At 68.0% G+C, this 18,495-nt stretch carries 19 protein-coding genes and 2 tRNA genes; 12 read left to right on the top strand and 9 right to left on the bottom strand.

Features of this window, described 5'->3' with window-relative positions:
• Positions 1-216: IS3 family transposase (locus CSC71_RS07335; protein WP_162373230.1), on the top strand; the 216-nt coding region annotated here is incomplete at its 5' end.
• Positions 217-916: 700 nt separating this feature from the next.
• Here CSC71_RS07335 and CSC71_RS07330 read toward each other — a convergent pair.
• The 3 genes from CSC71_RS07330 to CSC71_RS07320 form a co-directional block, all read right to left on the bottom strand.
• The gene (locus CSC71_RS07330; protein WP_162373706.1) at positions 917-1,951 is read right to left on the bottom strand and encodes a copper resistance protein B; all 1,035 of its coding nucleotides are present in this window, start codon (positions 1,949-1,951) and stop codon (positions 917-919) included.
• Between the two features lie 5 nt (positions 1,952-1,956).
• Positions 1,957-3,702, bottom strand: a complete 1,746-nt coding sequence (locus CSC71_RS07325) for a copper resistance system multicopper oxidase (RefSeq protein ID WP_162373705.1) — start codon at positions 3,700-3,702, stop codon at positions 1,957-1,959.
• Between the two features lie 102 nt (positions 3,703-3,804).
• A complete protein-coding gene (locus CSC71_RS07320; protein WP_162373704.1) occupies positions 3,805-4,242 on the bottom strand; it encodes a CopL family metal-binding regulatory protein in 438 nt (145 codons plus the stop codon).
• 150 nt (positions 4,243-4,392) lie between these two features.
• On the opposite strand from CSC71_RS07320, the gene CSC71_RS07315 reads away from it, so the two are divergent.
• The 7 genes from CSC71_RS07315 to CSC71_RS07285 all read left to right on the top strand — a co-directional run bounded on the left by CSC71_RS07315 (position 4,393) and on the right by CSC71_RS07285 (position 9,907).
• A complete protein-coding gene (locus tag CSC71_RS07315; RefSeq protein ID WP_162373703.1) occupies positions 4,393-5,205 on the top strand; it encodes a phytanoyl-CoA dioxygenase family protein in 813 nt (270 codons plus the stop codon).
• Complete coding sequence (locus CSC71_RS07310) at positions 5,202-6,320, top strand: Zn-dependent alcohol dehydrogenase (protein WP_162373702.1); 1,119 nt, start codon at positions 5,202-5,204, stop codon at positions 6,318-6,320. Before CSC71_RS07315 ends, CSC71_RS07310 begins: the two co-directional genes overlap by 4 nt.
• Positions 6,317-7,129: an alpha/beta hydrolase gene (locus CSC71_RS07305; RefSeq protein ID WP_162373701.1), complete on the top strand. Its 813-nt coding sequence runs from the start codon at positions 6,317-6,319 to the stop codon at positions 7,127-7,129. Before CSC71_RS07310 ends, CSC71_RS07305 begins: the two co-directional genes overlap by 4 nt.
• 11 nt (positions 7,130-7,140) lie before the next feature.
• Positions 7,141-8,724, top strand: a complete 1,584-nt coding sequence (locus tag CSC71_RS07300) for an alpha-amylase family glycosyl hydrolase (RefSeq protein ID WP_162373700.1) — start codon at positions 7,141-7,143, stop codon at positions 8,722-8,724.
• Positions 8,725-8,802: 78 nt separating this feature from the next.
• Entirely contained in the window at positions 8,803-9,633 is an 831-nt protein-coding gene (locus CSC71_RS07295; RefSeq protein ID WP_246192062.1) for a helix-turn-helix transcriptional regulator, read from the top strand.
• Positions 9,634-9,711: 78 nt separating this feature from the next.
• A tRNA-Ala gene (locus CSC71_RS07290) sits at positions 9,712-9,787 on the top strand.
• A 44-nt stretch (positions 9,788-9,831) separates the two neighbouring features.
• Positions 9,832-9,907, top strand: a tRNA-Glu gene (locus CSC71_RS07285).
• Between the two features lie 72 nt (positions 9,908-9,979).
• On the opposite strand, the gene CSC71_RS07280 is transcribed toward CSC71_RS07285, so the two are convergent.
• Positions 9,980-10,471, bottom strand: coding sequence for a DUF1249 domain-containing protein (locus CSC71_RS07280; RefSeq protein WP_162373698.1), 492 nt, complete (start codon positions 10,469-10,471; stop codon positions 9,980-9,982).
• A gap of 129 nt (positions 10,472-10,600) precedes the next feature.
• On the opposite strand from CSC71_RS07280, the gene CSC71_RS07275 reads away from it, so the two are divergent.
• Positions 10,601-10,981, top strand: coding sequence for a VOC family protein (locus CSC71_RS07275; protein WP_162373697.1), 381 nt, complete (start codon positions 10,601-10,603; stop codon positions 10,979-10,981).
• 16 nt (positions 10,982-10,997) lie between these two features.
• On the opposite strand, the gene ppsR is transcribed toward CSC71_RS07275, so the two are convergent.
• Entirely contained in the window at positions 10,998-11,831 is an 834-nt protein-coding gene (ppsR, locus tag CSC71_RS07270; protein ID WP_425501925.1) for a posphoenolpyruvate synthetase regulatory kinase/phosphorylase PpsR, read from the bottom strand.
• 149 nt (positions 11,832-11,980) lie between these two features.
• Here ppsR and ppsA point away from each other — a divergent pair, with 149 nt between their 5' ends.
• Together ppsA and CSC71_RS07260 are read left to right on the top strand one after the other, a co-directional pair.
• On the top strand, positions 11,981-14,377 hold the full coding sequence (ppsA, locus tag CSC71_RS07265) for a phosphoenolpyruvate synthase (protein WP_162373696.1): 2,397 nt from the start codon (positions 11,981-11,983) through the stop codon (positions 14,375-14,377).
• Between the two features lie 110 nt (positions 14,378-14,487).
• Positions 14,488-15,426, top strand: coding sequence for a mechanosensitive ion channel family protein (locus tag CSC71_RS07260; protein ID WP_246192060.1), 939 nt, complete (start codon positions 14,488-14,490; stop codon positions 15,424-15,426).
• Positions 15,427-15,483: 57 nt separating this feature from the next.
• Here CSC71_RS07260 and CSC71_RS15785 read toward each other — a convergent pair whose 3' ends face one another.
• Both CSC71_RS15785 and orn read right to left on the bottom strand, forming a co-directional pair.
• Entirely contained in the window at positions 15,484-15,915 is a 432-nt protein-coding gene (locus CSC71_RS15785; protein WP_162373695.1) for a GFA family protein, read from the bottom strand.
• Positions 15,916-15,918: 3 nt separating this feature from the next.
• The gene (gene orn / locus CSC71_RS07250; protein WP_162373694.1) at positions 15,919-16,476 is read right to left on the bottom strand and encodes an oligoribonuclease; all 558 of its coding nucleotides are present in this window, start codon (positions 16,474-16,476) and stop codon (positions 15,919-15,921) included.
• Between the two features lie 61 nt (positions 16,477-16,537).
• Here orn and CSC71_RS07245 point away from each other — a divergent pair, with 61 nt between their 5' ends.
• Entirely contained in the window at positions 16,538-17,017 is a 480-nt protein-coding gene (locus CSC71_RS07245) for a DUF2721 domain-containing protein (RefSeq protein ID WP_162373693.1), read from the top strand.
• A 4-nt stretch (positions 17,018-17,021) separates the two neighbouring features.
• Here the strand turns inward: CSC71_RS07245 and tadA are convergent, their stop codons facing one another.
• Both tadA and CSC71_RS07235 read right to left on the bottom strand, forming a co-directional pair.
• Entirely contained in the window at positions 17,022-17,501 is a 480-nt protein-coding gene (tadA, locus tag CSC71_RS07240; protein ID WP_162373713.1) for a tRNA adenosine(34) deaminase TadA, read from the bottom strand.
• Between the two features lie 5 nt (positions 17,502-17,506).
• Positions 17,507-18,493: an aldo/keto reductase gene (locus CSC71_RS07235; protein ID WP_162373692.1), complete on the bottom strand. Its 987-nt coding sequence runs from the start codon at positions 18,491-18,493 to the stop codon at positions 17,507-17,509.
• Positions 18,494-18,495 lie beyond the last annotated feature (2 nt).

Below are 18,495 nucleotides of genomic sequence, written 5' to 3'. Positions count from 1 at the left end.
GTGGGCCACTGCGGTGACAACGCCGCGTGCGAAGGCTTCTTCGGCCTGCTCAAGCGCGAGCGGGTCTACCGCATGACCTACCCAACGCTCGATGCCGCGAGGGCTGATGTGTTCGAATACATCGAGCGGTTCCACAACCCGAGGATGCGACGAAGGGTCGCCAGGCAAGACCAGAAGTTCTCAGCCCTTTTACAACCGTCCGTGATTTCGGGGTAGAACCCGAGTCCCTCAGATTGGAAACCGCGTGGTCGCCTTGGATTGGCATCAGGCAAAGAGGCTGTGGGCAGTGGAGCGCCGTCTACAGCATTCACTCGGACAGCCAATGGCTCGTGCGCCTTGGGATTGGCTTCACAAGAGTCGAGCCGAGTCCTCCGAGAATCGGCCGCCATACCGCTCCACGAAACCGATGTCCCCGAAATGGGAGGAGGGGTTTCGGGAGCGTGGTTTCAGCACTGGCCGAGCATTGGCCTGGAACGGGAGCCGCCAGGGCACGAGTGGAGCATTGCAGCCACTTGTCAGGAGGATGTCCTTGAGGCGTACATCATGTCGTGGCCATTTGGCCCGCTAGTGGACCCAGAACGCTGGCGTGGCAGGGCCGCATGGAATTACCAAGAGCGCCTGCGGGTCACCGTTGAAGCCATGAACTAGCGGCGAATCTATGGTGAATTGTGATGTTGGCACCGTATATAAGGCACATTCTGGTGATGAATTCGCTTTCCCAAGCGATTCAACGGTTAGCGTTCGTTTCTATGGGGAAATCGGATGCCGGAGTATGTGGAGATCAGCTGCCCAGCCAAAAACCGACGAAATACCAATGGTTTAGGTGATATATCTCAAGCTACTGCTTATCATTTACATAATATACATTATGCGAAATGTAACTACCATCAGCCCGTTAGTCCGCCTCCCCCCCCGATCAGAACCAGGTGCGCACGCCCACCACGATCCGGGTGTCGTCGACCGGCTGCGACGAGTCGCGGCGCAGATCGGCGGTGCCATCGAAAGCGCGCTCATGGACTACGCCGACATACGGCGCGAACTTGCGGGTGAATTCGTAGCGCAGGCGCAGTCCGATTTCGGCCGTGCCGAGTCCCGAGCCGATGCCGCGCGCCGGGTCGTCCTTGCCGAACGCCTCCAGCTCCAGGCGCGGTTGCAGGACCAGGCGATTGGTCAGCAACACCTCGTAACCGGTTTCCAGGCGAATGGCGCCTTGGCCGTGTTCGCCAAGGTAAGCCGTGGCTTCGACTTCGAATTTCTGCGGCGCCAGACCCTGCAGGCCGATCGCGACGAAATCCCGCGCATCGCCGTCGCCGGGGGCGAAATCGCGGCGCAGGCCGGCAACCACGTCCCACCACGGCGAGAAGCTGCGGCCATAGAGCAACTCCAGTTCCGCGGTCTCGCTGTGGCCGGAGACGCTCTCGCCGCTACTGCGCAACCACAACCGATCGAGGTCGGTGCCGATCCAGCCCCGTCCCGACCACGACCAGGCCGTTCCTTCGTCGCTGTCCCAGGCTTCCAGCCCGTCGATCAGCATGAAGCCGTGGACGCGGTTGTCGCCGGAGGGATGTCCATGGACGGGTGGAGTCGCTGCGGCGCGGTCGCTGTCGGTAAGCGGCGGTACCGGAGTGCGTGGCTGGTTCGGGGCATGGGCCGCGTGGTCCATGCGGTGGTGCCCGCCGGGCATCGACGACAGGTCGTGTTGCATGCCGGCATGTCCTTCCGCCATGTGCTCCATCTTCGAGTGGTCCATTCTCGAATGATCCATCGTCGAATGATCCATGCCTTGCATGGGCTCCGCGGCGTCCTGCCCGGTCGACGACGGCGTGTCGTGATGCCGGTGCGGGTCCGTCGCCTGCCCGCTGTCCTGTGCGAACAGGGAAGAAGCCGGCAGCAACAACGCGGCGAAAACGCCGAGCGCCAGACGGTGCCGGGTCGCGTGCGTGCGGTTCATGGCGTTCATTCCTCCACCCTCACCTGCCGCATCATTCCGGCTTCCATGTGGTAGAGAAGATGGCAGTGGTAGGCCCAGTTGCCGAGCGCATCGGCGCGCACGCGGTAGCTGCGCCTGCTGCCCGGCGGCATGTCGATGGTGTGCTTGCGCAGCATGAATCCGCCGTGGTCGTCCTCGACGTCGCTCCACATGCCGTGCAGGTGGATCGGATGGCTCATCATCGTGTCGTTGACCAGCACGATGCGCAGGCGTTCGCCGTAATTGAACTTCAGCGGCTCGGCGCCGGAGAACTTGATGCCGTCGAACGACCACGCGAACTTCTCCATGTGCCCGGTCAGGTGCAGTTGCACTTCCCTGCCCGGCTCGCGGCCGTCCGGATCGCCGAACAGGCTGCGCAGCTTCGAATAGCTGAGCACGTCGCGTCCGTTGCCGCGCAACCCGTTGCCCGGATCGTCCAGGCGCGAGGTCGGCGCCATCGCCTGGTTGTCGACCAGCGGATTGCCCGCTTCGCTGGCCGGATGCGATTGCATGCCGCCGCCTTGCGCCATGCCGCCCATGTCATGGCCGGCATGCGCATCGGCGGATTGGCCGTGGGTCATGCCCATGTCGGCCATCGTCAGGATCGGCCGGGGATCGAGCGCCGGCACCGGCGCGCGCAGGCCTTCGCGCACGGCCAGCGTGCCGCTGACGTAGCCGGTACGCGCGGAATCCTGCGCGAAGACGGTGAAGGCATCCTGCCCCGTCGGTTCGACGATCACGTCGAAGGTCTCGGCCGTGGCGATGCGGAATTCGTCCACCGTCACCGGATGCACGTACTGGCCGTCGACGGCGACCACGGTCATCTTCAGGCCGGGAATGCGCACGTCGAAATAAGTCATCGCCGCGCCATTGATGAAGCGCAGGCGGATCCTTTCGCCGGAACGGAACAGGCCGGTCCAGTTGCCCGGCGTCGTGGTGCCGTTGATCAGGTAGGTGTAGGTGCCGGCGTTGACGTCGGACAGGTCGGTCGGCGTCATCCGCATCCCGCCCCACATCCTGCGGTCCTGCAGCGTGGCCGACAGTCCGTCGCGCCGGACGTCGCGGAAGAAGTCGCCGGCGGTGCGCTTGTACCAATTGTCGTGGCCGGCCATCTTCTTCAGCCGCGAGAACAGCGCCGCGCCGCTGAGGTCGGTCCAGTCGCTCAGCATCACCACGTAGTCGCGGTCGTACGCGAAGGGTTCCGGGGCGAGTGGATCGATCACCAGCGGACCGTACAGGCCGGCCTGCTCCTGGAAACCGGAATGGCTGTGGTACCAGTAGGTACCGGCCTGGCGCACCTGGAAGCGGTACAGGTAGCTTTCGCCGGGATGGATGCCGTCGAAGCTCAGGCCGGGCACGCCGTCCATGTTCGCCGGCAGCACGATGCCGTGCCAGTGCAGCGAGGTTTCATGGCCGTGGATCGAGCCGTGCGGCAACGCGTTGCGCACGCGCAGTTCGACGGTGTCGCCTTCGCGCCAGCGCAGCAGCGGCGCAGGCAGCGAGCCGTTGACGGTGATCGCGCTGCGCATGCGGCCGGTGAAGTTCACCGGCGTCTCGCCGATGCTCAGGTCGAAATGCGTGCCCGACAGCACGTTCGCCTGGCCGGCGCCTTTCAGGGCCCACGCGGGCCTGGGAAACAGGCCCAGGCCGGCCAATGCGCCACCGGCGGCCAGGCCCTGCACGAAACGGCGGCGCGAGGGTCGCCGCGGCCCGTCGGATACATCGAATGACATGGAATCTCCAAAGCGTCTGCATGGGCCCGCCGGACGCGGGCCGAGTGCCGTGCACGCGCGCCCGGATTCGGGCAGGCACGACGACGATGGCGCCAAGGCGCCTCAGGACGCTTGGTCGATGGGAGGTCGTATCAGGTGCGGCAACGCCGGGCTGGCGTGGTCGATCGCGGGCACGCGTACGCCGGGGCCGTGCAACGGCGCGACGCCGGCGTGGAATTGCGCCGGCATAGCGAGCGCGGCCGACTGCACGCAGGCGCAGCGGCAGGCCTCGGATTTGCAGCAGTCGGGGGCTGCGGGCGAATCCGGTTTGCCGGCGTGGCCATCGTGCATCGCCGCATCCGCGGGTCGCGTGTCCGCGGATGCCAGTGCCTGTCCGTGTTCGTGGCAATGGTTTTCGCCTGCCGTTGCCATGGCCGGCATGGCGGTCGAATCCGATCCGGGCGCTTCGAACGCCATGGCGTGTACGGCCGCGGACGCCACCCCGTTGAACACGAGGGCGAAACACAGCGACAAGTGGAACAGCAGCGCGCGGACGGACATGCCGTTACTTTACACCGATGCCCGCGCCGCATGTCCGCGCGGGTGGTCATGAATCCGACAGACATCCGCGACGGTTCGACAAGTGGCATGGATGTGCCTGGCGCCACGGCCGCCTAGGATGCCTCGCATCGACACGGAGACCGCACAGGCATGGCCATCGACCTCGACCGCCCCTACCCGCTTTCGGAACGACAGCTGGCCGATTTCCGCCGCGATGGCTTCATCAAGCTGAAGGACGTGTTCAACGCCGAGGAACTGCGCCGCTACGGCGACGAGATCACCCGCCTGACCATCGCGCTGAACACGCAGACGCTGCCGATGGAACAGCGCAGCACCTACGACAAGGCCTTCCTGCAGGTGATGAACCTGTGGGAGGAAAGCGAGGTCGTCCGCGAGTTCGTGTTCGGCCGGCGCCTGGCCGGGCTCGCCGCCGCGCTGCTGGAGGTCGATGGCGTGCGCCTGTACCACGACCAGTCGCTGTACAAGGAGCCCGGCGGCGGCATCACCCCGGCGCACGCCGACCAGTACTACTGGCCGCTGGCCAGCGACCGTTGCATCACCGCGTGGGTGCCGCTGCAGGCGGTGCCGAAGGCGATGGGGCCGCTGGCGTTCTTCGCCGGCAGCCAGAGCGTGGAATTCGGCCGTGACCTCGGCATTTCGGACGACAGCGAGCGCGAGATCACCGCGAACATGGAAGCGCAGGGTTTCGAGGTGGTGGACGAACCGTTCGACCTTGGCGAGGTCAGCTTCCACCTGGGCTGGACCTTCCACCGCGCTGGCCCGAATCGCTCGGCCACGCCGCGTTCGGTGATGACGGTGATCTACATGGACAGCGCGATGCGGCTGAAGGCGCCGGACAACCACATGCAACAGGCCGACTGGGGCCGCTGGTGCCCGGGCGCGGCCGTCGGCGCGGTCATCGAAACGCCGAAGAATCCGGTGCTGTTCCAGAACGCGGCATGAGCGTCGGCGTGGTCAGCGGGCCGGCGGTGATCGCCGACGGCGACGGCAACTTCGTGGTCGACGACATCGAAGTCGAGCCGCCCGGCCCCGGCGAGGTCCGCGTGGCCATCGCCGCCGCCGGCGTCTGCCATACCGACCACGCCGCGTTGCGCTGGCCCGGACCACTGGTGCTGGGGCACGAAGGCGCCGGCCACGTCGAAGCGGTTGGCGAAGGCGTGCGCGGCCTGCAGGCGGGGCAGCCGGTGTTGCTGAACTGGGCGATCCCCTGCGGGCATTGCTTCCAATGCGTGCAGGGCGCGGCGTCGCTGTGCGAACGCACCCACGAACTCGACCAGCAGGGACCGGGCAACAGCCGCGCCCATCCCGGTGCCACGCGCTGGCGCGGCAAGCCGATCGAATGCGCCTTCCACCTCGGCACGTTCTCCCGCTACGCGCTGGTGCGCGCCGAAGCGCTCACGTCGCTGCCAACGCAACTGCCGCTGGACCAGGCGTGCATCCTCGGCTGCGCGGTGATGACCGGCGTGGGTTCGGCGGTCAACGTCGCCGCCATCGCGCCCGGCGACACGGTGGCGGTGCTGGGCTGCGGCGGCGTCGGCCTGAACGTGATCCAGGGCGCGCGCATCGCCGGCGCCGGCACGATCGTCGCCATCGACCGCGTGCCGTCGCGGCTGGCCCTCGCACGCGAATTCGGCGCCACGCACGCCATCGAAACGCGCGACGACGACGCGCAACACGCGCGGCTGGTCGCCGAAGTGAAGTCGCTCACCGGTGGCCGCGGTGCCGACCACGCCTTCGAGGCCACCGGCGCCCCCGCCCTCGCCTTCCTGCCGCTGCGGCTGGCCCGCAACGGTGGCAACGCGTTGCAGGTCAGCGGCGCGCACGGGGCCGGCACGCTGCAACTGACCGACCTGTTCTGGAACAAGCGCTACCTTGCGCCGCTCTATGGCGGTTGCGTGCCGGAGCGGGATTTCCCGCGGCTGCTCGACTGGGTGGCGCAAGGGAAACTGGAACTGGCCGCGCTGGTCAGCCACCGCTATCCGCTGGACCGGCTCGCGGACGCCTTCGACGACATGCTGGCCGGGCGCAGCAGCAAGGGAGTCCTCCGGGTCGCATGAACGGCACGCGTTTCCGCACCATCGAAACTTCCGATCCGGCCATCTCCGCCACAGGGCTCGAATTCGTCACGGTCAAGAGCCGCGCGCTCGGCCGCCGCGCCGACGTGACGCTGTACGTTCCGCCCGCCGCGCAAGGCGCGGGCGACCTGCCCATCGTGGTGTTGCTGCACGGCGTCTACGGCTCGCACTGGGCATGGGCGCTGAAGGGCCGCGCGCATCTCACCGCCGCGCGCCTGATCGATGAAGGCGCATTGCCGCCGGTGGCCTTGCTGATGCCGTCGGATGGCCTGTGGGGCGACGGTTCCGGCTACGTGGATGCCGCCGAGAGCTGGATCGTCGACGAAGTCCCTGCCCTCGCCCGCGAACTGGTGGCGGGCTGCAGCGAGCGCTCGCCTCTGATGGTCGTCGGCCTGAGCATGGGCGGTTTCGGCGCGCTGCGCCTGGCCGGCAAGTATCCGCACCGCATCGCCGCGGCCGCGGCGCATTCGGCGATCACCGAGGCCGCGCATCTCGACGGCCTGATCGAGGAAAACCGCGACGCGTGGAGCCGGGCGCCCGCCGACACCGGCGTGCTGGCCGCGCTCGCCCGCGCCGCGGCCACGCTGGCGTTGCCGCCGCTGTACTTCGACTGCGGCCGCGACGACCCGCTGCTGGAGGCCAACCGCGCGCTGCACCGCGACCTGCAACGCGCCGGCATCGCGCACGAATATGCCGAGCGCGACGGCGGCCACGACTGGGACTACTGGGCGGATGCGCTGGCCGAGAGCCTGCGCTTCCTTGGCGAAGCATGGCGGGAGGGCCGCCAATGAGGAGTCGGACGATGCAGAAGAGGATTTCGTTGCCCGCGCGTTGCGCGCTTGCGCTGTTCGGCGCCTGGCTGGCGGCGTTTGCCCAGGCCGGCACGCCGGCCGCGCCGGCGAAGGCGAAAGCCGGCGAGGAAGTGTTCTACCACGTGTTCATGCGCAGTTTCCGCGACAGCGACGGCGACCGCATCGGCGACCTGAAGGGACTCGCCTCGCGGCTCGATTACCTGAAGCAGCTGGGCATCACCTCGATCCTGCTGACGCCCTTGCAGCCTTCGCCGTACTACCACAACTACTTCGCCACGTCGTTCAAGGCGATCGATCCGGCCTACGGCAGCATGGACGACTACTTCGCCTTCGTCCGCGGCGCGCACGAGCGCGGGCTGAAGGTGTACCTGGACGAGGAATTCCAGTACGTCGCCGAAGGCCATCCGTGGTGGAGCGGTTCCGTCGGCAAGCCCGATGCGCCCTACGCCGACTACCTGCTCTGGCGCGATCCGCAGCACCGCGAAGCGGAGCCCTTCCTCGACCAGCCGCGCTGGATGGGCTACGACGGCCGCTGGATCGGCATCGCCATGGTCGACCTGCAGCGGCCCGAAGTGAAGCGCTATTTCGAGGACCTGCTGCTGTACTGGGCCGACCCGCACGGCGACGGCAGCGGCCGCGACGGCGTCGACGGTTTCCGCATCGACCACATGATGGACGACCTGGACAACAAGGGGCTGGCGAAGAACCTGTTCGCCGACTTCTGGACGCCGATGTTCGAGGCGCTGAAGGCGCGCCGCCCCGGGTTGCGCATCATCGCCGAGCAGGCCGACTGGGGTTACGGCAAGGACTGGCTGACCCGCGGCAACACCGATCTGGTGTTCGCGTTCCCGATCCGCGGCTCGCTGGTGGACCTGGACAAGCGGCTGATCGTCAATGCATTGCGCGAGACCGAGGCGATCACGCCGCCCGGCAAGGGCCAACTGGTCTTCCTCGAGAACCACGACATGGACCGCTACGCATCGGCGGTGGGCGAAGACATGGCGCGCATCCGCGCCGGCGCCGCCATCGCGCTGACCCTGCGCGGCGAACCGCTGATCTACTACGGCCAGGAACTGGGCATGCGCGGCCAGGTGCTGAAGGACCTGCCGGTTTCCGACGGATTGCACATCCCGTTGCGCGAAGCGTTCCGCTGGAACGCCGATCTGACCGCGCCGGGTTCGGCGATCTGGTACCGGAGCGACCAGCCGTGGTGGACGCGGCACCGCAACCGTTCCAACGACGGCGTTTCGCTGGAGGAAGAGCAGGCGCAGCCCGATTCGCTGTACCACTGGTACCGGCAGCTGTTTGCGCTGCGCAACGCGCGCCCCGAATTGCGCGCAGGCGACCAGCGCATCCTGTGCGACGACGATTCGTCCGTGCTGTGCATCCTGCGCCGGCACGGCGCGCAGCGCAGCCTGCTGCTGGTGAACCTGGGCAAGGCCGAAGCGCGTCCGGTGCTGGGCACGGACGAGCTGGACGGCGTGCGCTGGATCGACCTGCTCGGCGGCGGCGAGGCGCCGTCGCCGGGCGCACCGCTGCAGCCGCTGCAGGTGCGCCTGCTCGGCACGCCCTGAACGGGGCCCGGCGGCACACGGCCGGGCTACCATTCCGGCATGGTGCCGCCCCATCTCGAGCGTCCGATCTGCGAGCCCGTGGAACTGCCTCCCGGCGCCCCGCTGCGCGTGGAGCGCGTGCGCCACGGGCGCGGCGCGGCGGCGTCGGAACCGTTCGTGCATTTCCACGACGTGCACGAACTGGTGCTGTTCGGCAAGGTCGGCGGCCATTTCGACGCCGACGACCGGCGCCACGCCCTGGCGCCGCGCTGCGTCGCCTTCGTGCCGTCGATGCACCACCACGACTACGCGCTGGCCGCGGGGCCGCGCGACTGGGTGCTGGTGCAGATCGAGGCGATCGCCGGGGAAGCGCTGGTGCGCCAGCCCGGACTGGAACGGCTGGCGCAACCGTTCTGCGCGCGGCCCGACCCGGCGTCGCACCAGCGGATGATGCAACTGGCGGACTGGCTGCTCGGACTGGACGCCGCCGATCCGCTGGCGCTGCCACTGGCCGAACTGCTGTTGCGCATGGCGCTGCGCGCGCCGCGGGTGCCGGCGCGCCGGCTCGAGAACGGCGTCGGCGGGGTGCAGCGGCTGCGCCCGGCCATCGATCGCCTGCGCCGCGATCCCGCGCAGGCGCCGAACGCGGAACAGGCCGCCGCGCTGTGCGCGCTCTCCCCCGCCTACTTCAGTCGCCGCTTCAAGCAGCAGGTCGGCATGAGCTGGAGCGATTACGTGCGCACGTACCGCTTGCACCTGGCCAGCCGGCGCCTGCTCGAGACCGGGCACAGCGTGGCCAGCATCGCCTACGACCTCGGTTTCTCCACGCCGTCGCATTTCGGTGAACTGTTCCTGCGCCGCTTCGGGCTGACGCCGGGGGATTACCGCAGGATCGGCCAGGCGCGCCTGAATGCTGGCGAATCCGCGTGAGCCGGGATCGTCGCGGACCGATCGCGATGCTTGCGCAGGCCATGCGGGGCCGCTAGAATGGCGCGCTTTCCAGCATGTGGGGCCATAGCTCAGCTGGGAGAGCGCTTGCATGGCATGCAAGAGGTCGCCGGTTCGATCCCGGCTGGCTCCACCAACTCCGGACACCAGGCCTGTCCCGGACGGAAAAAACCTTGCCGCGTCCCCATCGTCTAGAGGCCTAGGACATTACCCTTTCACGGTAGCGACCGGGGTTCGAATCCCCGTGGGGACGCCACTTTTCGAAGGAACAGGCCCGCGCAAGCGGGCCTGTTTCGTTTCGTGCGCCGGGTTCGGCCCGCGGGGCGTTTCAGGCCGTCGCTTCGCAGTCCAGTTCGACCGCGGTCGGATGTAGCGTGGCCACGCCATGCCCCTGCTCGGCCAGGTATTCCAGCCATTTTCCGAGGAAAGTGTTCATGCGCACGCGGTGGCCGATCAGCTCGGCCGGCGGCGGGAACATGCCGATCACGTCCTGCCAGCGACGGCCGACGTAGCAGTGCGTGGCCTCGGCCTGGCGCGCGTCGCGGTACAGGCGCACGAAGGCCGACGGGTCGGGTTCGCCGGTGACCGGATCGACGATGCCGTAGGTCAGGCGCAGTTCCACCGTGTAGCGGTGGGTTTCGATCACGTCGACGTACAGGTCGAGGCCGTCGCCGACCGACGAGACGTAACGCCCCGGCGCGAGGTCGCCCGGCGCGAACAGCCGCACCAGGTGCGCGTAGTTCTCCGCATACAGCGCCATCAGCCAGCCGAAACGGCTCAGTTTCGGGATGTGCGCGACGGTGGAGATCGCTTGTGCCATAGGGGCGATGCTACACGCTGGAAACGCATCGCGGCAGCATTGACGCAAGCGGTAATGCGGACTAAGTTGGCTTACTGTGTGGCACGTCGCCATGCGAACACGGCCCGTTCCTGTCGGCAGGATTCCTGAATGAAGCGAGTCACCGGCATCGGCGGCATCTTCTTCTCGGCGCGCGATCCCGCGGCGCTGCGCGACTGGTACCGCAAGCACCTCGGCATCGACGTCCAGGACTGGGGCGGCACGGCGTTCGCGTGGACCGATGCCGACGGCAAGCCGGCCGGGGGCACGACGGTCTGGTCGGTCGGCAACGGCGAAAACTTCAAGCCGGGCACCGCCCCGTTCATGGTGAACTACCGCGTCGCCGACCTGCATGCATTGGTCGCGGCGCTGAAGGACGAAGGCTGCAACGTCCTCGACAAGGTCGACGAATCCGAATTCGGCAAGTTCGCCTGGGTCATGGATCCCGAGGGCAACAAGGTCGAGTTGTGGGAACCGCCGCCGGGACAGTGATGGCCCCCGCCCCGCCCTAGAACATCTCCCGGTGCAGGCCCAGCGTGGCCATCACCTTGCTGGCGATTTCCTCGATCGACGTATGCGTGGTGCTCAGCACCGGCAGGCGTTCGACCCTGAACATCGCCTCGGCCGCGGCGACCTCGCGGCGGCAGGTATCGAGCTGCGCGTAGCGCGAATTCGGCCGCCGTTCCTGGCGGATCTGCGCCAGCTTCTCGGGGTCGATGGTCAGCGCGAACAGCTTGCGCCGGTACGCGCGCAGCCGCGGCGGCAGGCGGTCGGTTTCCAGGTCCTGGTCGGTCAGCGGGTAGTTCGCCGCCTTGATGCCGAAATGCAGCGCCAGGTAGACGCAGGTCGGGGTCTTGCCGGCGCGCGACACCGCGACCAGCACCACGTCGGCTTCGTCGTAGTTGACCGCGATGCCGTCGTCGTGGGTCAGCGCGAAGTTCATCGCGTTGATGCGGCGGTGGTAGGTCTCGAAGTTGGCGACGCCGTGCGCCTGGCCCACCCGCGACTGGCGCTGCGTGCCCAGTTCCTTCTCCATCGGGTCGATGAACGGCGCGAACACGTCCAGCATCAGCGCGCCGCTGTCGGCCAGCAGCGCGCCGACTTCCGGGTTGACGATGGTGTGGACGACGATGGGCCGCGTGCCGTGCTGTTCGCCGGCCGCGCGGATGCGCTCGGCGGCGTCCCGGGCCTTGTCGACGTCGTCGACGAAGGAAATGCGGTCGGTGACGAACTGGTAGCTGGGGAACTGGGTCAGCAGGCTATGGCCGATGGTTTCGACGGTGATGCCGGTGCCATCGGACACGTAGAACACCGGTCGGGTCTGCAATCCTGCCTCGATCATTTCCCCTCCTTGTCCGAACACCAAATCCCGGGCGAAATCAAGCTTGTCTGCAATTGGTATGCTGCTGCATCATAACGCTTTCTCCCCCATGGATACGCCCTCGCCGGCGGTTCCCGGCGCGGCAGTCCCCGAGACTACGGAGCTTGCGCTTGAGCCAGAACATCCTGTGGTTGCACGAGTTGCGCCTGTCCGACCTGGCCCGGGTCGGCGGCAAGAATTCCTCGCTCGGCGAGATGATCGGCAACCTGGCCGGGCTGGGGGTGTCGGTGCCGGGCGGCTTCGCCACCACCGCCGAGGCGTTCAAGGCCTTCATCGTCCACAACGACCTGTCCAAGCGCATCTTCGACAAGCTGGCCACGCTCGATGTCGAGGACGTGCCGGCGCTGGCCGCGGCCGGCAAGGAAATCCGCGGCTGGGTCATCGACGCGCCGCTGCAGCCGGAACTGGACGCGGAAATCCGTACGGCCTACGCGAAGCTCGCCTCCGAAAACGGCGGCGGCGACATCGCCGTCGCGGTGCGTTCCTCCGCCACCGCCGAGGACCTGCCGGACGCTTCGTTCGCCGGCCAGCAGGAGACCTTCCTCAACGTGACCGGCGCCGACGACGTCGTGCACAAGGTCAAGGAAGTGTTCGCCTCGCTGTACAACGACCGCGCCATCGCCTACCGCGTGCACCACGGCTTCAAGCACGAGGACGTGTTCCTGTCCGCCGGCGTGCAGCTGATGGTGCGCTCGGACGTGGGCGCCTCCGGCGTGCTGTTCACCCTCGACACCGAGTCCGGCTTCCGCGACGTGGTCTTCGTGACCTCCAGCTACGGCCTGGGCGAGATGGTCGTGCAGGGCGCGGTGAACCCGGACGAGTTCTACGTCTACAAGCCCACGCTCAAGGCCGGCAAGCCGGCGATCCTGCGCCGCACGCTGGGCGCCAAGGCGATCCGCATGGTCTATTCGGACCGGCCCGGCGAGCGCGTGCGCACCGAGGACACCCCGGCCGAACTGCGCGCGAGGTTCTCGATTTCCGACGAAGACGTGCAGGCGCTGTCGCGGCAGGCCTTGACCATCGAGCAGCACTACGGCCGGCCGATGGACATCGAATGGGCGAAGGACGGCGTCACCGGCAAGCTGTTCATCGTCCAGGCGCGCCCGGAGACGGTGAAATCGCGCGCCAAGGCGACGCAGATCGAGCGCTACCACCTGCAGCGGCGCGGCGAAGTGGTCGCCGAGGGCCGCGCGATCGGCCAGAAGATCGGCAGCGGCGTCGCCCGCGTGGTACGTTCGCTCGACGACATGAACCGGGTGCAGCCCGGCGACGTGCTGGTCGCCGACATGACCGACCCCGACTGGGAGCCGGTGATGAAGCGCGCCAGCGCCATCGTCACCAACCGCGGCGGCCGCACCTGCCACGCGGCGATCATCGCCCGCGAGCTCGGCGTGCCCGCCGTGGTCGGCACCGGCAACGCGCTGGATGCGATCGAGGACGGCAGCGAGGTCACGGTCAGCTGCGCCGAGGGCGACACCGGCTACATCTACGCCGGCGCCCTGCCCTTCGAGCGCACCACCACCGACCTGGGCAACATGCCGGCCGCGCCGCTGAAGATCATGATGAACGTGGCCAACCCGGAGCGCGCCTTCGACTTCGGCCAGTTGCCGAACGCCGGCATCGGCCTGGCGCGGCTGGAGATGATCATCGCCAGCCACATCGGCGTGCATCCGCTGGCGCTGCTCGAATACGACCGCCAGGACGCGGACACGCGCAAGAAGATCGACGCGCGCATCGCCGGCTACCCCGGCCCGGTCGATTTCTACGTCGACCGCCTCGCCGAGGGCATCGCCACGATCACCGCCTCGGTCGCGCCGAACCCGGTGATCGTGCGCCTGTCCGACTTCAAGTCGAACGAGTACGCCAACCTGATCGGCGGGCAGAAGTACGAGCCGCACGAGGAGAACCCGATGATCGGCTTCCGCGGCGCCAGCCGCTACGTCGATCCGTCGTTCGAGCCGGCCTTCGCGCTGGAGTGCCAGGCGGTCAAGCGCGTGCGCGAGGAGATGGGCCTCGACAACCTGTGGGTGATGATCCCGTTCGTGCGCACGCTGGAGGAAGGCCGCAAGGTCGTCGAGGTGCTGGCCCGCCACGGCCTGAAGCAGGGCGAGAACGGCCTGAAGGTCATCATGATGTGCGAGGTGCCGAGCAACGCGTTGCTGGCCGAGGAATTCCTCGACATCTTCGACGGCTTCTCGATCGGTTCCAACGACATGACCCAGCTGACCCTGGGCCTGGACCGCGACTCGAGCATCGTCGCCGGCCTGTTCGACGAGCGCAATCCGGCGGTGAAGAAGATGTTGTCGATGGCCATTGCCGCCGCGAAGAAGAAGAACAAGTACGTCGGCATCTGCGGCCAGGGGCCGAGCGACCACCCGGACCTTGCCGAGTGGCTGTATCGCGAGGGCATCGAGTCGGTGTCGCTGAACCCGGACACCGTGGTCGACACCTGGTTGCGGCTGGCCAAGCTCAAGCCCGCCCCGGGTTCCGTCGCGGGAGCCGCCTGAGCGCCGGGGCGCCGCATGAAGCCTGCGCTCATCCGGCGCTTGCTAGACTTCGCCCAAGGCATCGGAAGCCCCGCACCCGCGGGGCTTCTTGTTGACGACGGAGGAATCGCGTGGACTGGTTGAAATCTTTCCGGGAAGGAGCGTGGTGGGAGCTGGCGGTTGCGGCCGGCATCAAGATCGCGATCGCCCTGATTGCGCTTTACCTGGGCAGCCATCTGGCGAAGTGGCTGGCGCGGATGCTGCAGCGCGCGTTGACCAGGGCGCAGGTCGAAACCACCGCGGCGCAATTCCTGTACAGGGTCTGCTACACCATCCTGCTGGCGGTGGTGGTGCTGGGCATCCTGCAGATGGTGTTCGGCGTGGCCCCGAACTCGTTGATCGCGGTGGTCGGCGCGGCCGGCCTGGCGATCGGTCTGGCGTTGAAGGATTCGCTGTCCAATGTCGCTTCGGGCGTGATGCTGGTGTCGCTGAAGCCATTCAGGGTCGGCGACATCGTCACCGTCGCCGGCCAGACCGGCAAGGTCGAGCAGGTCAGCATCTTCCAGACCCGGCTGCGCGGCGCGGACAACCAGACCATCGTGCTGCCGAACAGCCTGATCACCGCCGATTCGATCATCAACCTGACGCCGGACTACAGGCGCCGGATCGAACTGGTCATCGGCATCAGCTACGACTCGCGCATCGACGTGGCCCGCGCCGAGGTCCTGCGGATCATGGCCGCGGATCCGCGCGTGCTGGCCGATCCGCCCGCCGACGTGCTGGTCTACGAGCTGGCCGACAACAGCGTCAACCTGGGCATCCGCTGCCACGTCAGGAACGAGGACTGGTTCGCCACCAAGTGCGAATTGACCGAGCGGATCAAGCTGGCGTTCGACGCCGCCGGCATCGGCATCCCGTTCCCGCAGCGCGACGTGCACATGTACCACTACGCGGTGCCGGCGAACGGCGACGCGCCGATCCCCGCCACCGCCAGGGCGCAGCTGGCGACGCCCGCGCGGGGCGCGTCGCCGGAGTCCGGCGCGCACGAGCCAGGGGCCGGTCAGGAATAGGATTCGTCACAGGTCGGGCCCCGACCCGCATCGCCCGCCCTTGCGGGACCGGGTCCCTCAGCCGATGTCGAGGCCGACGTCGGCGAACCACAATGCCTTCCAGCGCTCGGTCTTCTGCCCGGCGCCGAGTTGCTTCGGCGAAGCCGGCTGCTCGGCGCCGAACGCGGCGCGGTCCGCCAGCGCCCGCGCATTGACCGCGCCGTAGGCACGGTCGCCGTCCTGCCAGCGCACGACAAGCAGCGTCCCGCACGCCTGGCAGGAAAGGAACTCGGCTTGCAGCGAGCCTTGCCGCTCGATCCGCACGTCGGCCGGGGAACGCGCACGCATGCGCAAGCGGCCGGCGGGATCCGACACGTAGGCTGCCTCGCGTTCCCGGCAGAAGTCGCAATCGCAGGCCCGCGGGTGGCAGGAACCCGGCTCGCGGGACAGTTCGACCTGCAGCGATACGGCGCCGCAACGACAGCCGCCGAGGAGCCGGTGGGGCGCCATGCCCTACCCGGCCAGTTCGCCCAAGTGTTTGCGGTAATGGCGCAATTCCTCGATCGAATCGCGCACGTCGCTCAGCGCGGTGTGCTTCGAATCCTTGTTGACCCCGGCCAGCACCTGCGGTGCCCAGCGTCGCGCCAGTTCCTTCAGCGTGCTGACGTCGAGGTTGCGGTAATGGAAGTACTTCTCCAGCCGCGGCATCAGCCGGTGCAGGAAGCGCCGGTCCTGGCAGATCGAGTTGCCGCACATCGGCGAGGCGTTGGGCGGCACCCATTCGTGCAGGAAGGCCACCGTCGCCGCCTCCGCCTGCGCCAGCGTCGTCGTGCTGTCCAGCACCCGCTGCCACAGCCCGGAACGGGTGTGCTGGTTGCGGTTCCAATCGTCCATTGCCTGCAGCGTTTCCAGCGGGTGCGAAATCGCGAATTCCGGCCCCTCGGCCAGGAGGTTGAGCTGCGAATCGGTCACCACGGTGGCGATTTCGATGATCGAATCCCGGGTCGTGTCCAGGCCGGTCATCTCCAGGTCGATCCAGATCAGGCGGTCGCTTCGGTTCGCTTCGTTCATGGGCTTATCATAGCCGAGGCCGGCCCGGATCCCGTCGCCGGCGCCGTTACACGGAGCCCCGATGCCCGCCGATGCCAACCACTACAGCATCCTCACCGCGATGCTGGCGCCCGCGTTCTTCCTGACCGCCACCGCCTCGCTGATACTGTCCGCCAACAACCGCCTCGCCCGCGTGGTCGACCGCTTGCGCGCGCTGATGCGCGAGATCGAGCAGCCGCACGATGCCGAGTACCTGGCCGCGCTGGAGCACAACATCAGCGTCCAGCGCGAGCGCAGCACGCGCATCATGCAGGCCGGGCGCCTGCTGTACGTCGCGATCAGCTGCTTCGTCGCCACCAGCCTGTTCGTGGCCATCGATGCCTTCCTGCAGTACCGGCTGGACGTGCTGCCGACGGTTTCGGCCGTGCTCGGCGTGATGTGCCTGTTCGGCGCCAGCCTGCTGCTGGCGCGCGAATCGGCGCTGGCGGTGGCCGCGGTCAACGAGGAGATGGACCAGGCCCACGCCCGTGCCCGGCAGCGGCGCGCGCGAATGGGCCAGTGACGGTTCAGTCCAGCGGCGGCTTGCCGCGCTTCGCGCGGAAATAGTTGGACAGGCGACGGCCGGCTTCGTCGGCCAGCACCCCGCCCCGCACCTCGACGCGGTGGTTGTGGCGGGGATCGGCGAGCAGGTCGAACACGCTGCCGGCGGCGCCGGTCTTCGGGTCGCTGGCGGCGAAGACGGCGCGGGCCACGCGCGCGTGCACCATCGCCATCGCGCACATCGCGCAGGGTTCCAGCGTCACGTACAGCGTGCTGCCGACGAGGCGGTGGTTGCCGAGCTTCCTGCCGGCGGCGCGCATCGCGACGATCTCGGCGTGCGCGCTGGGGTCGTGGTCGCCGATGTTGCGGTTCCAGCCTTCGCCGAGCACTTCGCCTTGCGCCGACACCAGCACCGCGCCGACCGGGATTTCGTCTTCCTCGCGCTCGGCGCGTTCCGCCAGCGCGAGGGCGTGCTTCATCCAGGTTTCGTCGTCGGCCACGGACATGCGGCTCACCAGCACTGGTGGACGTGCGGCTTGATGTCCTCGGCGTAGATCCGGGCCACCGCGTCCATGGCTTCGCGCGACAGCGGCGGCAGCGAGGCCGCGCCGATGTTGGCCAGCGCCTGCCGCGGGTTCTTCGCGCCGGGGATGGCCACGGTCACCGCGTCGTCCATCAGGATCCAGCGCAGCGCGAACTGCGCCAGCGTCGCGTCGCCCCGCACCAGCGGGCGCAGCTTCTCGACCGCGGCCAGGCCCACGTCGTAGGGCACGCCGGAGAAGGTTTCGCCGACGTCGAAGGCTTCGCCGTGGCGGTTGAACTGGCGGTGGTCGTCGGCTTCGAATTTCGTATCGCCCCCGAACTTGCCGCTGAGCAGGCCGCTGGCCAGCGGCACGCGGGCGATGACCGCCACGTTGCGGCGCTGCGCTTCCCTGAAGAACAGCTCGGCCGGGCGGTGGCGGAAGGCGTTGTAGATGATCTGCACGCTGGCGACGTTCGGGTATTCGATCGCCTTCAACGCTTCCTCGACGCGCTCGACGCTGACGCCGTAGTGGCGGATCTTGCCCTGTTCGACCAGCCGGTCCATCCGTTCGAAGATTTCCGGGTGGTAGTAGGCGTCGGTCGGCGGGCAGTGCAACTGCACCAGGTCGAGCGCATCGACCTCGAGATTTCCCAGGCTGCGCTCGATCCAGCCCTGCAGGTTCTCCGCGCTGTAGCCCTCCACCGTCTGCTTCGGCAGCCGGCGCCCGGCTTTCGTCGCGACGAACGGACGCTCGCCGCCGCGTTCCTTCAGCACCCTGGCGATCAGCTTTTCGGAATGGCCGTCGCCGTAGACGTCGGCGGTATCGATGAAATCCAGCCCGGCGTCGAGCGCCGCATGCAGCGCGGCGATGGATTCGCCGTCGTCCACCGTGCCCCAGGCGGCGCCGATGGCCCAGGCGCCGAAGCCGATCTCGCCGACGTGGCGGCCGGTACGGCCGAAAGCTCTTGAACGCACGG

It is taken from the genome of Pseudoxanthomonas sangjuensis (assembly GCF_010211755.1).
In the GTDB taxonomy this organism is placed as follows: domain Bacteria; phylum Pseudomonadota; class Gammaproteobacteria; order Xanthomonadales; family Xanthomonadaceae; genus Pseudoxanthomonas_A; species Pseudoxanthomonas_A sangjuensis.
This window is presented reverse-complemented; position numbering and strand designations above follow the sequence as displayed.

Bases quoted from the DNA above. Each gene is read 5' to 3' on its own strand.
- ppsR (WP_425501925.1), bottom strand. From the start codon at position 11,831: ATGATCGAGGCAGGATTGCAGACCCGACCGGTGTTCTACGTGTCCGAT.
- CSC71_RS07245 (WP_162373693.1), top strand. From the start codon at position 16,538: ATGCCCGCCGATGCCAACCACTACAGCATCCTCACCGCGATGCTGGCG.
- CSC71_RS07330 (WP_162373706.1), bottom strand. From the start codon at position 1,951: ATGAACCGCACGCACGCGACCCGGCACCGTCTGGCGCTCGGCGTTTTC.
- CSC71_RS07300 (WP_162373700.1), top strand. From the start codon at position 7,141: ATGCAGAAGAGGATTTCGTTGCCCGCGCGTTGCGCGCTTGCGCTGTTC.
- CSC71_RS15785 (WP_162373695.1), bottom strand. From the start codon at position 15,915: ATGGCGCCCCACCGGCTCCTCGGCGGCTGTCGTTGCGGCGCCGTATCG.
- CSC71_RS07315 (WP_162373703.1), top strand. From the start codon at position 4,393: ATGGCCATCGACCTCGACCGCCCCTACCCGCTTTCGGAACGACAGCTG.
- tadA (WP_162373713.1), bottom strand. From the start codon at position 17,501: ATGTCCGTGGCCGACGACGAAACCTGGATGAAGCACGCCCTCGCGCTG.
- CSC71_RS07320 (WP_162373704.1), bottom strand. From the start codon at position 4,242: ATGTCCGTCCGCGCGCTGCTGTTCCACTTGTCGCTGTGTTTCGCCCTC.
- orn (WP_162373694.1), bottom strand. From the start codon at position 16,476: ATGAACGAAGCGAACCGAAGCGACCGCCTGATCTGGATCGACCTGGAG.
- CSC71_RS07275 (WP_162373697.1), top strand. From the start codon at position 10,601: ATGAAGCGAGTCACCGGCATCGGCGGCATCTTCTTCTCGGCGCGCGAT.
- CSC71_RS07310 (WP_162373702.1), top strand. From the start codon at position 5,202: ATGAGCGTCGGCGTGGTCAGCGGGCCGGCGGTGATCGCCGACGGCGAC.
- CSC71_RS07325 (WP_162373705.1), bottom strand. From the start codon at position 3,702: ATGTCATTCGATGTATCCGACGGGCCGCGGCGACCCTCGCGCCGCCGT.
- CSC71_RS07280 (WP_162373698.1), bottom strand. From the start codon at position 10,471: ATGGCACAAGCGATCTCCACCGTCGCGCACATCCCGAAACTGAGCCGT.
- CSC71_RS07305 (WP_162373701.1), top strand. From the start codon at position 6,317: ATGAACGGCACGCGTTTCCGCACCATCGAAACTTCCGATCCGGCCATC.